This window comes from Pseudanabaena sp. UWO311 (genome assembly GCF_006937785.1).
In the GTDB taxonomy this organism is placed as follows: Bacteria; Cyanobacteriota; Cyanobacteriia; order Pseudanabaenales; family Pseudanabaenaceae; genus Pseudanabaena.
Genome location: NZ_SJEE01000006.1, coordinates 138,308 through 153,853 on the forward strand (window position 1 = coordinate 138,308; position 15,546 = coordinate 153,853).

Annotated in this window: 11 protein-coding genes and 1 pseudogene; 9 read left to right on the forward strand and 3 right to left on the reverse strand. The window is 43.3% G+C overall.

Going from position 1 to position 15,546, the window contains the following annotated elements; translation table 11 throughout:
- Positions 1-28: 28 nt before the first annotated feature.
- The 9 genes from PseudUWO311_RS07450 to tuf all read left to right on the forward strand — a co-directional run bounded on the left by PseudUWO311_RS07450 (position 29) and on the right by tuf (position 10,931).
- The gene (locus PseudUWO311_RS07450; protein WP_142654567.1) at positions 29-2,092 is read left to right on the forward strand and encodes a TonB-dependent receptor plug domain-containing protein; all 2,064 of its coding nucleotides are present in this window, start codon (positions 29-31) and stop codon (positions 2,090-2,092) included.
- A gap of 221 nt (positions 2,093-2,313) precedes the next feature.
- On the forward strand, positions 2,314-2,970 hold the full coding sequence (locus tag PseudUWO311_RS07455) for a MotA/TolQ/ExbB proton channel family protein (protein ID WP_142654568.1): 657 nt from the start codon (positions 2,314-2,316) through the stop codon (positions 2,968-2,970).
- A complete protein-coding gene (locus PseudUWO311_RS07460; protein WP_142654569.1) occupies positions 2,963-3,391 on the forward strand; it encodes an ExbD/TolR family protein in 429 nt (142 codons plus the stop codon). The genes PseudUWO311_RS07455 and PseudUWO311_RS07460 overlap by 8 nt, the downstream gene beginning before the upstream one ends.
- A gap of 39 nt (positions 3,392-3,430) precedes the next feature.
- Positions 3,431-4,660 (forward strand): energy transducer TonB, encoded by a 1,230-nt coding sequence (locus tag PseudUWO311_RS07465; protein WP_142654570.1) that lies wholly within the window; start codon positions 3,431-3,433, stop codon positions 4,658-4,660.
- An 831-nt stretch (positions 4,661-5,491) separates the two neighbouring features.
- Complete coding sequence (tpiA, locus tag PseudUWO311_RS07470; protein WP_142654571.1) at positions 5,492-6,241, forward strand: triose-phosphate isomerase; 750 nt, start codon at positions 5,492-5,494, stop codon at positions 6,239-6,241.
- 190 nt (positions 6,242-6,431) lie between these two features.
- The gene (gene rpsL / locus PseudUWO311_RS07475) at positions 6,432-6,845 is read left to right on the forward strand and encodes a 30S ribosomal protein S12 (RefSeq protein ID WP_103668804.1); all 414 of its coding nucleotides are present in this window, start codon (positions 6,432-6,434) and stop codon (positions 6,843-6,845) included.
- Between the two features lie 76 nt (positions 6,846-6,921).
- Positions 6,922-7,392 carry a 30S ribosomal protein S7 gene (gene rpsG, locus PseudUWO311_RS07480; protein WP_094536346.1) on the forward strand — a complete coding sequence of 157 codons (471 nt, stop codon included), beginning with the start codon at positions 6,922-6,924 and terminating at the stop codon, positions 7,390-7,392.
- Positions 7,393-7,476: 84 nt separating this feature from the next.
- Positions 7,477-9,558 carry an elongation factor G gene (fusA, locus tag PseudUWO311_RS07485; protein WP_103668803.1) on the forward strand — a complete coding sequence of 694 codons (2,082 nt, stop codon included), beginning with the start codon at positions 7,477-7,479 and terminating at the stop codon, positions 9,556-9,558.
- Between the two features lie 107 nt (positions 9,559-9,665).
- Positions 9,666-10,931 (forward strand): elongation factor Tu, encoded by a 1,266-nt coding sequence (tuf, locus tag PseudUWO311_RS07490; RefSeq protein ID WP_142654572.1) that lies wholly within the window; start codon positions 9,666-9,668, stop codon positions 10,929-10,931.
- Between the two features lie 52 nt (positions 10,932-10,983).
- Here the strand turns inward: tuf and devC are convergent.
- The 3 genes and pseudogenes from devC to PseudUWO311_RS07500 form a co-directional block, all read right to left on the reverse strand.
- A pseudogene (gene devC / locus PseudUWO311_RS07495) lies at positions 10,984-11,832 on the reverse strand (ABC transporter permease DevC); the annotation flags it as partial.
- Between the two features lie 21 nt (positions 11,833-11,853).
- The gene (locus PseudUWO311_RS24340) at positions 11,854-12,153 is read right to left on the reverse strand and encodes a hypothetical protein (RefSeq protein ID WP_223807487.1); all 300 of its coding nucleotides are present in this window, start codon (positions 12,151-12,153) and stop codon (positions 11,854-11,856) included.
- A gap of 111 nt (positions 12,154-12,264) precedes the next feature.
- Positions 12,265-15,435: a SpoIIE family protein phosphatase gene (locus tag PseudUWO311_RS07500; RefSeq protein ID WP_142654573.1), complete on the reverse strand. Its 3,171-nt coding sequence runs from the start codon at positions 15,433-15,435 to the stop codon at positions 12,265-12,267.
- Between the last annotated feature and the right edge of the window lie 111 nt (positions 15,436-15,546).

Genomic DNA, 15,546 nt, shown 5'->3' on the forward strand with positions numbered 1-15,546 from the left:
TTAACTTATGAGGAGTGGAGTTGTCAATATGAGTCTTTTAAAGTTGCTATTATTAGCATCTAGTTTTTTATCGGCGTTTTGGGGTTTGGCTAATGCGGTTAATGCAGAACCATTAACTGTTGAGGAAATGCGATCGCAAGCCTCTCACCGCAGTTCAGATTTAAGGTCAGTATCTTCTACTCAGCCAGCAACATCTCAACCGATCTCCCAAAGCAAGGTTGAAGATGACAGCGATGAAACCGAAATCCGAGTGACAGGTACGAAATCGCCATTCGCTCCTAGTTCTGCCCCCACATATATCATACCTAAGTCAGAAATCGAGCAGCAAAACCCTAGTACCGCCGCAGAGATATTGCGTAACTTGCCTGGATTTGCGATTAATGATTATGGCTTTGGTGCTGATATTCATACAGGTACGTTCCTGCGTGGCTTTTCGATCAATCAGTCCATATTCCAAATTAATGGGCGTTCTTTTGGCAGCAATGTTAGTACTTATCACGGCGGGACTGATCTCAATGGTATTCCTGCCGATGCGATCGAAAGTGTCGAACTCACAGGTGGCACTAGCGCTACACTCTACGGTTCGGAAGCCTTTGGTGGAGTGATCAACCTTACCACCAAAAAAAAGCCACAACCGCTCAAAGCAACCGCAGGAGTTGAGATTGGTTCCTATGGCTATCAGCGCTATCGATTTGGCTATGGCGGCACTCTAGATAATGTCAACTTCCGCTTGGGGTATGAGAGGTTTAGCACTGATAATAACTATCCAGTGCCCGTAGGAGCAGCTAACCGTAACCCTGCTGATGGCAGATTGTTTAATGGGGACACTCGCATTGACAACTTCTATGGCAGTGTCGAAGCACCCCTTGATTCTCGAAATTCTTTTAGCCTTGACGCATACAAAACGGCTAGTCGGCGTGGACTGCTTTATTTTGGATTTCCATTACAACGCGATCGCCTCGATCATGATTTGCTAAATATCGGTACAACTCTAACTACTAAACTGGGCGATGGTAATGACTCTATTCTCAAAACTACGATCGCCTACAATCAAGACTTTTTCAACACCTATGGACCATCAGGAGCATTCTTTCGGACAGGTTCATTGGATTCTAAAGCCCTAAGTGGACGAGTGGAAAATCAATGGCAAATCTCGCCTACTTACAAACTCACCTCAGGATTGGATATCAGTAGCAGTTCTATTCGTGGCGATGTTTTCAGCAACAATCCCACTTTTACAGTGAATACTGGTGTGGTCAGTCGCGATCGCTCACATGTGGCTTTATTTGCGCTAAATACCTTGCAGCTTGATAATAATTTTCAGCTTGAGCTGGGTTTGCGCCAAAACTTCACCAATGATTTTGGGAGTTATCTCAATCCCACTGTTGGTACAAGATGGAATATCACACCTGAGATAGTCTTTCGCAACAGCTTTGCAGTTCTCCAACGCAATCCTGGACTCGATCAGCTATTTGTTCCTGATAGCATTCATAGCTGGCTTCCGAATCCTAACTTGATCCCTGAAAAGGGTGTGGCATATACGGCGGGATTTGACTTTAATCTTTCAAATTCTTTCACTGCTCAGTTGACCTATTTTGGCAGCAGTTTAAGCGATCGCCTCGGAATTATTGCAGGACGTTGGGAAAATGTAGGACAGGTGAGCACCAATGGGATCGAGGCGGCTTTAAAGTTACAAATCACGCCTGAGTTTTCATCATTTTTCAACTACACCTACACCGATGCCAAAGTTACTAGTAGCAGAACTGCTTCTGAAGTTGGCTTACAGCTAGCTACAGTTCCCTATTCTGTGGCTAAGTTGGGTGTTAACTATAACTCCAATGGTTATCAAGCTAATCTGTTTTTTAACTATTACAGCGGTTCTCGTCGATCGGTATTTGCTGCCACAGGAGTTAACCCCACTGAGTTTTCACCAGCTTATCTCAGCCTAGATTTTAATGCCAAGGTTCCATTATACAAAGATTTATCTTTGACCCTAAGTCTAGAAAATCTAACTGATCAAAGCTACGAAAAAACCAACCGCATTTTTCAACCTGGGCTCACCTATCGAATTGGCTTACAAGCTAGTTTTTAAACGTAATCCAATTAGAAATTTGCGGTAAAACCACTGAGATTCCTTCTAGATTTAGCAGTATCTGGAGAACTGGAGCATTCTAGCAAAAAATACCCGAAACTCAGTCTGTATAGCTCACACCCAAAGTACACCTATTATACACTAATGCAAATACATAGAATTATTATTGCTAAATATTTGCATTAGTGTATGATAAAAATTGCCTAACTTAACTTCCTAACATGTCCAAACTGTTTGATACCCTAGTCGCAGGTGGAGTAACGATTATTCCACTCTTGATTTGCTCATTTTTAGTTGTGGCTCTCTCGATCGAGCGTTCTATTATTTGGTCACGTGTCAGAAAGAATCAGAAGCGCATTGTCAAAGCAGCATTGCAAATTTATCAGCAAGATCCCACCCAAGCCGAAGATTTTCTGCAACAACATCTCGACTTTGCGATCGCCCGTATTTATTTAGAAGCGATATCGATTCCCAATGCTACACCCACCGAATTTGCCCTTGCCCTTGATGCGCGAACTCAGTCGGAATTACCTAATCTCAGGCGTTTCAATATTATTTTTGAAGTCATTGTGGGGCTGGCTCCTTTACTAGGCTTACTTGGAACGGTAACTGGACTCATCACCTCCTTTGGTTCTCTCACTTTAGGTGATATCGGTGGCTCAAAGTCCCTCAATGTTACGGGTGGCATTAGTGAAGCGCTTATTTCTACTGCGATGGGATTGATTGTGGCGGTAATGGCATTGATTGCCGCAAGTATTTTCCGATCGCTTTATGCTCAACAGCTTGCTTATTTTGATGAATGCTGCACTCAATTAGAACTAAAGCATTTGCGATCGCTTCGTCAACAGGCTCAACAACAGGTAAATATACATGTCTAGAAGACTACGCCGCCGATATGAGGCTGAAATGGCAAATCAGCCCCTAGAGATCAAGAACCTTCTACCGCTTATGGATGTAGTTTTTGCGCTGTTGACATTTTTTGTACTTTCTTCATTATTTCTGAATCGTATCGAAGGCTTACCCGTAGATTTACCCAAAGCTCAGTCTGGCGCAATGCAAAAAACACCTGCTCGTGCAACGATTAGTGTCAATGAAAAGACAGAAGTGTTTTTGAATAAACAAAAAATTGGAATTGCTGAAGTTAGCGATCGCGTCAAACAGTTATTAGAACCAAATCAAGATCTTGTAGTAGTTCTCAATGCCGATCGGACTGTCCAGCATGGTGATGTCGTCCAAATCATGGATCAACTGCGCCAAATTCCCCGAGTCAAAATGGCGATCGCCACTAAGAATAATTAAGGAAAAAGGAAAAGGGAAAAAGCCATAGGAAAGTAAGCTATGAATAAGATTAAAAATACATCTGAACTTGAAGATGTCCAGCCAAAAAAAGAGAGTCGAGCTTTAGCATCCTTATTATTTATAGGCTTTGTCGGTTCCGCTTGTGTTCATGCTGCCGCGATGATTACTCCTGTTCCTACTTTGTGGAAACCTGTGAGCAAAGAATCAGAGGAAATAATGGAATTTGTCGTAGATACGAGCAAAACACCTGAAGAGAAAACCCCCGAAATTGCCAAAGAACCAGAACCAATTGTCAAACTTGCCGTCAATCAACCTAATGAAGAAGTTGCACCAGAAGCGATCGCCCTTGCACCTGTAACTCCGACTCCTCTCAATGAAGGTAAAGATGCGGCGGCTCCTGACAATCTGAAACCTTTGCTCACCACAAGTACTAGTGACACCAAAATTCAGCAAGGCGGCGGCTCAATTATTTCTAAAGATGGAATTGGTTCTGGTTTTGGTAATGCAAAAATCCCTACAGGCTTTGTACTAGGTGGCAAAGTTAACGGTAATCCCAACGGTTCTAAAAATGGAGTAATTGGCGGCATTATCAACGGCAAACTAGGAGGTAAAAATCCTCAAGGGACTAGCACATTACCTCCTGCATCCACTCCACCAATTGATCCACCCCCCCAAAGACAACTTAAACTTGAATGTCTCAGTTGCCCCAAGCCCCAATATCGCGGTAAAGAGGGAACGCCGAGAGTTACCTACGATATTGCTCCCGATGGCAGAGTTACGAACGTGCGCTTGCGTCAATCTAGTGGCGACGAGCAAACTGATCGCGAAACCATCGAAGCAATGAGCAAATGGCAATTTAATCCGCAAACCATACCTGAAGGTGGGCGTACTAATGTCAAAGTAAGAGTCACCTTTGAAGAGCAAGGTTCACAATTTCAGCGTCAAAATGAAGAGCGGCGGCGGGAAGCTGAAAAACTAGCCGAACAAGAACGTCAACAACGTGAAGTCGAGCGATCGCTCCCAGTCCCCGCAGCAATAACGCCAGTTAGTAATCCGACCCCAGACGTATCTTCATCATCAACATTAACCCCAGTAGTTAATACAGCTCCTACCACACCAAAGCCTGCATCAGTTCCTGCATCAGTTCCTGCATCAGTTATAGATACTCCTGCCGCACCGCAACCTACATCAGTGACTGATACTCCTCCGCCTGCACCAGCGTCTACACCTTTACTACCGCCACCACCTCCGCCGCTAAGCGAAAAATAATTGCTCGCGTATTTTAACAATCGCAGCAATCTAAACTTAAAATTTTCGGTAGCGATAAAGAGACAAAGCTTAGATGGCGCAAAGCGCAGCTTACTCCTTTGCGATATAAATCATTTTCTTATTTAAACCCCCCGAATTTTGAATCGCAAGAAACTTGTGAATTTATGTAAACAAATAGTGTTGTGCAATACCACTTGAGTTAATGTATATACATGGCACAAGAGACAGAGCAACTCAATCCAAACGCAACCCTAGCTTAAATTTTGAAAGCAAAAAGGAGAAGCAAAAAGAAAGAGTTAAAAGTCAAATCGGATTGACGCTTTGTTGCTCCCCACGATTCTTTCGATCTTTACGGGGCAGTGCTTATTCTAAAGATCGGTGTAGTTTTGATTGCTTCGATAGCCTGTATTGTTATTGGGGTCTCTTAATTTTTTGTTCAATGTTTCTTTAGGTTTTGACCTAGCATGAAGACAAGATGAGACAAACTTATGTAGTTGAAAAAATAAGTGCTACAGCGTACAGTTAATCAATGCCAACACGTTCCAGTAAACCTCTAGTAGAAACTTTAATTGAATTACTTTAAAACATGAGTCTAGCAGCCTTCTGCTAGACTCATTCAGTTTTGGGGACAAAAGCAAAGACCATCGCTTCGTAACTACCTTTGTTTTTAAATAACTCAGCATAATTAAAACCAAAAACCCAGAGGTGTGAGTCGCCCGCTTGGCGGGCGACTCACACCTCTGGGTTTTAAGGTTACTTATTGATCCATTCTTCGGTAAAATAAACAATAATTCTTTATTTTCATGATCTTAACTCAGGGGTAAATGAGCATTGCGTAAAATCGTTATCGCTGGCAACTGGAAAATGTATAAAACCCAGTCTGAAGCCAAAACATTTTTCTCGGAATTTCCTGCCCATCTTAAAAACACCGCTTCCCAAGCGGCGATCGCCGATCAGCAAATCCTTATTTGCGTCCCCTATACAAATTTGGCGATCTTACAAACAATCCTGCCAGCGATCGGTCAAGCAAACCTGAGTATTGGTGCTCAAAATGTTCACTGGGCAGAGAACGGCGCATTTACTGGAGAAATATCTGCGCCAATGTTGCTAGAGATGGGCATAAAGTACGTCATCATCGGGCATAGCGAACGTCGTCAGTTTTTCGGTGAAACCGATGAAACCGTTAACAAACGGCTTAAAGCTGCCCAAGCTCACGGCATTACACCCATTCTTTGTGTCGGCGAAAGCAAGCAGCAACGGGATGCTAATGAAACTGAATCTTGGATTTTTTCACAACTAGCCGCTGACCTTGTTGACGTTGACCAGAATAATTTGATCGTAGCCTATGAACCAATTTGGGCGATCGGCACTGGAGACACCTGTGCTTCTAGTGAAGCTAACCGCGTGATCGGACTAATACGTGGTAAACTTACTAATCCTAACGTCACAATTCAGTATGGTGGTTCCGTCAAAGCTGATAATATTGACGAGATCATGGCTCAACCTGAAATTGATGGTGTGCTGGTTGGCGGAGCAAGTCTTGACCCAGCAGGCTTTGCCCGAATTGTAAATTATCGTTAGTTTTGCCTGTATTGCCTTTTGTTTACTAGTTGTCTATCTAAAGACAGCGATCGCCACAGCCGACATAGCCATAACAAAGCTTATCAAGCCATAACAATTGTTTTTACAATTGACTTTGTGAGACGTACTTTGTTATAATTATGTGCTGTTGATTAGAATACACAGCCGCAGATATACCAAATCATCACTTATGCCCACGATCCAACAGCTCATCCGCAGTGAGCGCCAAACCATAAACACCAAAACAAAATCTCCTGCCCTAAAAAGTTGTCCTCAACGCAGGGGAGTATGTACGCGCGTCTACACTACAACACCCAAAAAGCCCAACTCTGCACTTAGAAAAGTGGCACGGGTACGCTTGACTTCTGGCTTTGAAGTCACCGCATACATCCCTGGCATTGGGCATAACCTCCAAGAACACTCAGTTGTGATGATTAGAGGCGGTCGTGTAAAAGATTTACCAGGTGTGCGTTATCACATTATCCGTGGCACTCTCGATACTTCGGGCGTAAAGGATCGTAAGCAAGGACGCTCTAAGTATGGGGCAAAACGTCCTAAGCCAGGTCAAGCTGCCGCCGCAAGTACTGGCAAGAAGAAGAAGTAAGAATCATTCGCAAAAGGTTTTAGCAACCATTTAGTAAAATTAGCAATTCATTTTATAAGGTGAATTTAGTACAGCAATGTCCCGTAGAACGAAAGCTTCAAAGCGCATAACTCCCCCTGATTCGGTTTATAACAGCCGTCTTATTAGTATGCTTATCCGTCGTGTAATGTCACGCGGCAAGCATTCTGTGGCTTCCCACATCGTTTATAAAGCCCTTGATACCATTGGTGAACGTACAGGTAATCCACCATTAGAGGTGTTTGACCGAGCCATTCGTAATGCTACTCCATTGGTTGAAGTCAAGGCGCGTCGTGTTGGCGGTGCTACCTACCAAGTCCCGATGGAAGTCCGTACTGACCGTGGTGTAGCACTAGCTCTTCGCTGGTTAGTCCAATATTCTCGTGGTCGTGCTGGGCGTAGTATGGTTACTAAACTAGCTAACGAGTTGATGGATGCTGCCAATGAAACTGGTCAAACAATTCGTAAGCGTGAAGAAACCCACAAAATGGCAGAAGCAAACAAAGCATTTGCTCACTATCGTTACTAACCTAACGCTATCAAACCTTAGCTTGCCTCGCTATACTATTCTTAATATAAATTCTTAATTCCTGATAAACACGAGGAAACTATTGTGGAACGCTCTATTGCCTTAGATAAGGTACGCAATATAGGCATTGCAGCTCATATTGATGCTGGTAAAACCACAACTACAGAGCGCATTCTCTTTTACTCTGGCGTTGTTCACAAAATAGGTGAAGTCCATGATGGAACCGCAACGACAGACTGGATGGCGCAAGAACGTGAGCGTGGTATTACGATTACGGCAGCAGCTATTAGTACAAGTTGGAAAGATCATCGCATTAACATCATCGATACCCCTGGACACGTAGACTTCACAATTGAAGTCGAACGTTCTATGCGTGTACTTGATGGTGTAGTTGCGGTTTTCTGTGCTGTGGGTGGCGTGCAACCTCAGTCCGAGACTGTTTGGAGACAAGCCGATCGCTATAAAGTACCTCGTCTCGTATTCGTTAACAAAATGGATCGTATGGGTGCGAACTTTTTGCGAGTAAGAGAGCAAATTCGTGCTCGTTTTGGCTCCAATGCTGTCCCTATTCAGTTGCCTATCGGTAGTGAAGCAGAACTGGTGGGCATTATTGATCTCGTCAAAATGAAAGCCTATATCTATAAAGACGAAATAGGCAAGGATATTGAAGAAATAGATATTCCTGCTGATTTAGTCGAACTAACGAATGAATGGCGCGGTAAGCTGCTTGAATCAGTTGCCGATTCAGATGACGTTCTGATGGAAAAATATCTTGAAGGTGAAGAACTCACTGAAGAAGAAGTCAGAGTAGGTCTGCGCAAGGGAACTTTGAGCGGTTCAATTGTGCCGATGACTTGTGGTTCTGCATTCAAAAATAAAGGCGTACAGCTTTTACTTGATGCTGTTATCGACTATCTTCCTGCTCCTAGCGATGTTAAACCAGTTTCAGGGTTGCTTCCTAACGGTGAAGAGGCTATTCGTGAAGCCAAGGATGATGCCCCAATGTCAGCCCTTGCATTCAAAATCATGGCGGATCCCTATGGTCGTCTTACTTTTGTTCGCGTTTACTCTGGCATCTTGAAAAAAGGTTCCTATGCTTTAAACTCTAGCAAAAACAAGAAAGAACGCATTTCGCGCTTGATCATATTGAAGGCTGATGATCGTCAAGAAGTTGATGAACTCAGAGCAGGGGATCTTGGTGCCGTATTGGGACTCAAAGACACCTTTACTGGCGATACTCTTTGTGACGACAGCTCACCAATTGTTCTTGAGACTCTGTTTATTCCCGAACCTGTGATTTCTGTGGCTGTTGAGCCAAAGACAAAGCAGGATATGGAAAAACTATCCAAGGCTCTACAGTCTCTTTCTGAAGAAGATCCTACCTTCCGCGTAATGACAGATCCAGAGACAAATCAAACAATTATCTCTGGTATGGGTGAGCTTCACCTTGAAATTCTCGTTGATCGGATGAAGCGTGAGTTTAACGTTGAAGCTAACGTGGGTGCTCCTCAAGTTGCTTATCGTGAGACTATCCGCAAAACAGTTACCGATATTGAAGGCAAGTTTGCTCGTCAAAGTGGTGGTAAGGGTCAATATGGTCACGTTGTGATCAATTTGGAACCTACCGAACCAGGTACAGGATTTGAATTTGTATCGAAGATCGTTGGTGGCGTGATTCCTAAGGAATTCATCAAGCCTTCCGAGCAAGGCATGAAAGAAGCCTGTGAATCGGGAATTCTTGCTGGTTATCCTGTGATCGACCTCAGAGCTACCCTTGTACATGGTTCTTTCCATGACGTTGACTCTTCAGAAATGGCTTTTAAAATTGCTGGTTCAATGGCAATCAAGGAAGCTGTAATGAAGGCTCAGCCAGTCTTGCTTGAACCAATGATGAAGGTTGAGGTAGAAACTCCTGAAGACTACATGGGTGATGTAATTGGCGATCTCAGCCGTCGTCGCGGCAATATTGCTGGCATGGAAGATACCCCATCTGGAAAAAGCGTTGAGGCAAGAGTTCCTTTGTCCGAAATGTTTGGGTATTCTACTGACCTTCGCTCATCAACTCAAGGTAGGGCAAGCTTCTCAATGGAATTTAGCCATTATGAAGAAGTGCCAAGGAATGTGGCAGAAGCTATCATTGCTAAAAATAAGGGCAAAAAAGAGTAGTCCTTTAAAATACTCAACAAATACTCTATAAACTAGAGTAATAATTACCGATAAATGCTCTATGCAATAGAGTAACAATTACTAAATTTAAGGATAATTACGAAAAAATGGCACGCGCTAAATTCGAGAGAAACAAACCCCACGTCAATATCGGTACTATCGGTCACGTTGACCATGGTAAGACTACCCTAACTGCTGCAATCACGATGTCTTTAGCCGCAGCGGGTCAGGCAACAGCCAAGGCATATGATCAAATTGATGCTGCTCCTGAAGAAAAGGCTCGCGGTATTACGATCAATACTGCTCACGTTGAGTATGAAACCTTAGCTCGTCACTATGCTCACGTTGACTGTCCAGGACATGCTGACTATGTTAAAAACATGATCACTGGTGCTGCACAAATGGATGGAGCAATCCTCCTCGTATCTGCTGCCGATGGACCTGAACCTCAAACCCGTGAGCACATTTTGCTAGCTCGTCAGGTTGGCGTACCTAACCTTGTGGTTTTCTTGAATAAAGAAGATCAGATGGAAGGAGAAGAAGAACTAGTTGAGCTAGTTGAACTAGAAGTTCGTGAGTTGCTCTCTTCTTACGATTTTGATGGCGACAATATTCCGATCACTCGTGGTTCAGCTCTAGAAGCAGTTAAAGTAATGACTGCTAACCCTAAAACTGTTAAGGGTGATAATCCTTGGGTTGACAAGATTTGGGCTTTGATGGAATCTGTGGATGAATTTATCCCTACTCCTGAGCGTGATGTTGATAAGCCTTTCTTGATGGCGGTTGAAGACGTGTTCTCGATCACTGGTCGTGGCACGGTTGCTACAGGTCGTATTGAGCGCGGTACTGTTAAAGTTGGCGATGTTGTTGAGCTTGTTGGTATTACTGATACTCGCACTACAACCGTCACTGGTATTGAAATGTTCAAGAAGAGTCTAGAGCAAGGATTGGCTGGAGACAACGCTGGTCTATTGCTTCGTGGTATCCAGAAGGATGAGATTGAGCGTGGCATGGTTTTGGCTAAGCCTAAGTCGATTAATCCTCATACTCAGTTTGAAGGTGAGGTTTACATTTTGACTGAGAAAGAAGGTGGTCGTAAGACTCCTTTCTTCCCTGGTTATCGTCCTCAGTTCTATGTGCGTACAACTGACGTGACTGGAACCATTGTTACCTTCACGGCAGATGATGGTAGCGAAGCTGAGATGGTTATGCCTGGCGATCGCATCAAGATGACTGTAGATCTTATTAACCCGATCGCAATTGAGCAAGGAATGCGTTTTGCGATTCGTGAAGGTGGTCGTACTGTTGGATCTGGCGTTGTCAGTAAGATTCTTGACGCTCCTAAGGGCGGAGACGAAAAGAAGAAGAAATAATTATTTTTCTTCTTGAAAAAAAAGCCTCGCAAAGCGAGGCTTTTTTTTAATTTTAATTAAAAATCTCCACAGGATCGGCGGTTTGAACTTTACGGAGTGATAATGTACCCGAAATAGAACACATAGCAATCGTAAGAAAAAATAATTGCGCAATGCGATCGCTATTCAATTCCATTAATAAGCCCGTAGCATTTTGAGTCAGGTTATAGAGAACTGCACAAATTAAAAGAGCTGGCACAAATCCACAAAAAGATAACAGCAAAGATTCTTGCAAAACTAAGCGAAACAAATAAAAGTTACTGTATCCCATCGCTTTAAGAGTCGCATATTCAGCAAGATGATCGGAGACATCTTTGTATAAAACTTGATAGACAATCACCACACCGACAATAAATCCCATTGTCACGCCTAAGCCAAAGATAAAACCAATTGGCGTTGCCTCCGACCAATAATTTAGCTCAAGGTCGATAAATTCTTGTTTAGTTAATATTTTTACGTCTTGATCTAACTGCGATTGCATCGCATCTCGAACCGCGATCGCATCCACACCTTTTTCTAACTGGACTAAACCTAAGCTAATATTGCCGACAAGGCGATCTGGGAAAATACGCAGGAAATTTTGTTCGCTGGTAATAAATGTGCCATTGGCAGCAAAAGAGACTCCCATGGTAAACAAGCCACTAATTGTGACGGTGCGGTTGGCAACTTCTTTAGTGAGGATTTTCCCTTGAGCGATCGCGGCTTCATATTCAGAAGCAACCGATCCATAAAAATCTTCTCTCGATCCGCGATCAAACAGGACAACATCAGGAAGCAGGTTTTTATCTAAATCTGGTTTGATATTTGGGAATAGGAATGGATTTGCTTGAGGAGACACACCGACTGCGAGGATATCTTCCTTTACGCCAAGTTCAGAGGCATTTCAGATTGCTAAGCCAATGTACACAGGATAGATAGACTTTACGCCTGTAAAACCACCAGCTTGATAGAGGCGACGGCGAGAGAACTGTTTGAGATTCAACAAGTTGTTAGAGCTAGGATGAATTAGCACCAAATCGCTGCGCAGATTCAGATGCAGCAGAACTGCACTCTTAAATAAAGCATCCCGAAAACCTAGCTGCATTGCAATCAAAATTACAGCAAACATAATGCCTGCGATCGCGATCGCTAGACGACCTTTTTGATAGGTAAGTTGTAGCCAAGCTAAAGGAATCGCCAACATAACAATCAAAAGATTTGCACAATTTTCATTTTTACCTTATTTTCACTTTTACTGTAGGTAACCCAATTTATTGGAAAATGATAGGTGGCGATTAACGCTGTCTGTCATTTTTTAAGATGGAGGTGTGGATTTGAGATGTTTATAGAGCCATCCACATCCACCTAGGCAAGTGCGCTTATCCTCTTCGGAAACATTAATATTCGTTCTTAAATACTCTTGCAACCATTGGCATCCACGCATGAGGAGATTTTCTAGATCGAGATTCCACATAATGATTTTATGATCCTCCCCAGATGACACCAAAATCTTGCCATTGGGACTAAAGCAGACACTGCGCACGGGGCCTTGATGCCCATTAAATGTTCGCAAAAGCGTGCCGTCGCCACTCCAAAATTGAATTGTCGAATCTTCACTAGCGGAAACAATCGATTTCCCGTCGGGACTAAAACAAACACTAGTGACTTCAGCACTATGACCATTTAAGGTTTTAATTAATTGCCCTTCAATGCTCCAAAGTTTCACGCTCTGATCCATACTGCCACTAGCAATCATCTTGCCGTTGGGGTTAAAGCAAATCGTATAGACTTCAGCACTATGTCCGTCTAAGGTTCCCAGCAGAGTGCCATCCCAGCTCCAAAGATTAATTAATTTGTCCTTGCTAGCTGACGCGAGCATACTGCCATCGGGCGCAAAGTCAATACTGTAAACTTCGGCGGTATGTCCTGTGAGAGTCTGTAGCCATTTGCCATCAGCGCTCCAAACTCGGACAGTACCATCAGCACTACAAGAAGCAAATACCTGACCATCGCAGCGATAGACAACCTTATAAATCTCTGCTCGGTGAGCACTAATTGTGTCAATTAAAGTTCCATCAGTCCTCCATATTTTGATACTGGCATCGGCAGCAGCAGTCAGAATCGTAGAACTATCTGGGCTAAAAGTGACACAATTAACTTTGTCGTTATGTCCTTCTAAGACTGCTTCAAGCGTACCATTGGCATTCCAGAGGTTAACAGTTTTGTCTTTGCAAGTAGATGCCAAAAACTTAGAGTTGGGGCTAACTGCGACAGAGATAACTTCATCTGTATGCCCCATTAATGTACGTAAAGGTGTGCCACGAATTGCCCACAGTTTTACAGTGGTGTCTCTGCTTGCTGATGCAAGTGTTTTGCCATCGGGACTAAAAGCAATACTATGAACGACATCACCATGTCCTTGGAAGGTATACTGTAAGCCTTGTTCAATATCCCAAACACGAATTGATCGATCAAATCCACTTGAAGCAATGGTGTGATTGTCGTGACTAAAGGCAACACTCCAGACTTTGTCTGAATGTCCATAAAAAGTTTTAAGTAAAATTCCATCCGATCCCCACATTTTTACAGTGCGATCGCGGCTTCCAGAAACAATTGCTAAACCGTTAGGAGCATAGGCAACACTTTCGACGAAGCTGTCATGACCGCGTAGATGTCTGAGTTTTACACCAAGGGTATTCCAAACAATTAAACTGCGATCAGCACTACCTGAAACTAAAGATTTACTATTAGGATGAAATGCCACACAGGTAACCCAGCGATCATGACCTCCGCGTAAAGTGCGAATCATCGTGCCGTCATTTTTCCAGAGTTTAACGGTCGTATCTTCACTTGCCGAGGCAATCATCTCACCATCATGGCTGAAACATACATCTAAAACGGGACCTTCATGTCCTCTTAGAGTGGCGATCGGTTGGGAAGCAAATTTACCCTCCACAGATTCGTCTCGGTTCCAGATCTTAACCATATTGTCACGGCTACCTGAGACTAGCTGGTTGCCGTTTGGACTAAAGGCGACACTGGTTACCCAATTGGTATGACTAGTTAAGGTTTGTAATAAAACTCCTGAGGCATCCCAGATTTTGATGGTGCGATCGCTACTTGCCGAAGCGATCAACTTACCATCGCGGGAATAGCAAACTTTATTAACCCAAAACCCATGCCCTTCAAGGCGATTAAACTCATGAGTCCCATAGACAACCTGCTCTAAAGCAGTTATGGCACGGATTTGAGTGTTCGCACGGAGGTTTTCGAGAGTACTTTCATCAACCTGAGTTGTAAGGCGTTTCAGCTGAACACCACCGATTACACCTGCAATCATTGCTTCAATATGATTGTTAGAGAGAAACAGCGCTTCCGATGAAATAGTGTAAGCAACAATTTTTTCATTGATTTCACCCATCTCAGCAATTATGCGTTGACGGCGTTCAGCATCTAGGCTCTTTTCTAGCTCTTGGCTAAGTTTTTCGAGGCGATCGGCATCGGCGGCACGATCTGCCATCAATTGTTCTCGCTCATTGACTCTTTGAGAAGCCTCCAAAAAATTAAGATCGATTTTAGGTAGTTCTGATTGCCCTTCTGCCCAAGCTAGGGATTCAGACAAACGAGTTCCTCTCAACAAACAAGATTCATCGGTTTCTTCAGAGCGTTGCCATGCCTGTAAAGCCTCAAGATAAGGACAGTTACGCAGTTCTGAAAACTTAACCTTGTTTTTTAGTTTGATCACAACGATCGAAACATCGTCGTCAGGAAACTCTAGTTCTGAGAATTGATCAAGGGCAACCTTTAAGCCCTGTAAAATATCCTTAGCTGGATATTGCGCTAGTTCAATTACAGTTTTGCGCAGTGGGGAAATATCACTGCCGTTAGATCTGCCAAACTCCTCCCCCAATGGACTAGTTGCTTCAAATAGTCCATCACTAAAAAAGATCGCGATATCACCTTCATTAAGAGATCGCGAAGTAGCTCTGTATGTAGCACTATCAAAACGTCCTAGCGCGATCGCAGGGTTGACCACTTCTTCACAAGTATTAGTCTCAGCACGATAAATTAATGGGCCAGGAATGCCAGCATTACCTATATGCAGTTCATAGGTAAACAGGTTAAGTGCACCATAACAAAAGGCGATCGCATCATCAGTACCACTTTTGCATAGCAATTGATTTAAAGAATTGAGCATTGAGGCTGGATTTTGCAACCTGCCTTGCTGTCCATAGGCATCAAGCTGTCCTTTAAATAAAGCAGCATGGATTGCCCCAGCAACTGACTTGCCAGAAGAATCCGCGATCGCAACAGCTAGTGTCCCTGATTGCTCTAAAAACTGATAATAATCGCCACCAAGATCTACTGCTGTCCATACTTCCGCAGCAATATCTAGCCCCGGGTAAGCAGGCAAGCTTTGTGGCAATAAGCTTCTTTGTAATAATCTGCCACTTGATAGGTCATTGGAAGTTTCATTTAACTGCATATACTGATAGGCAGGGCAATCCTCAGAACAATTATTGTTAGCACAGAGATCAAATATTTGTATTCAGCCAGACCATTTATTTACAAATAGTTCACAAAAATTCTGTGCTAT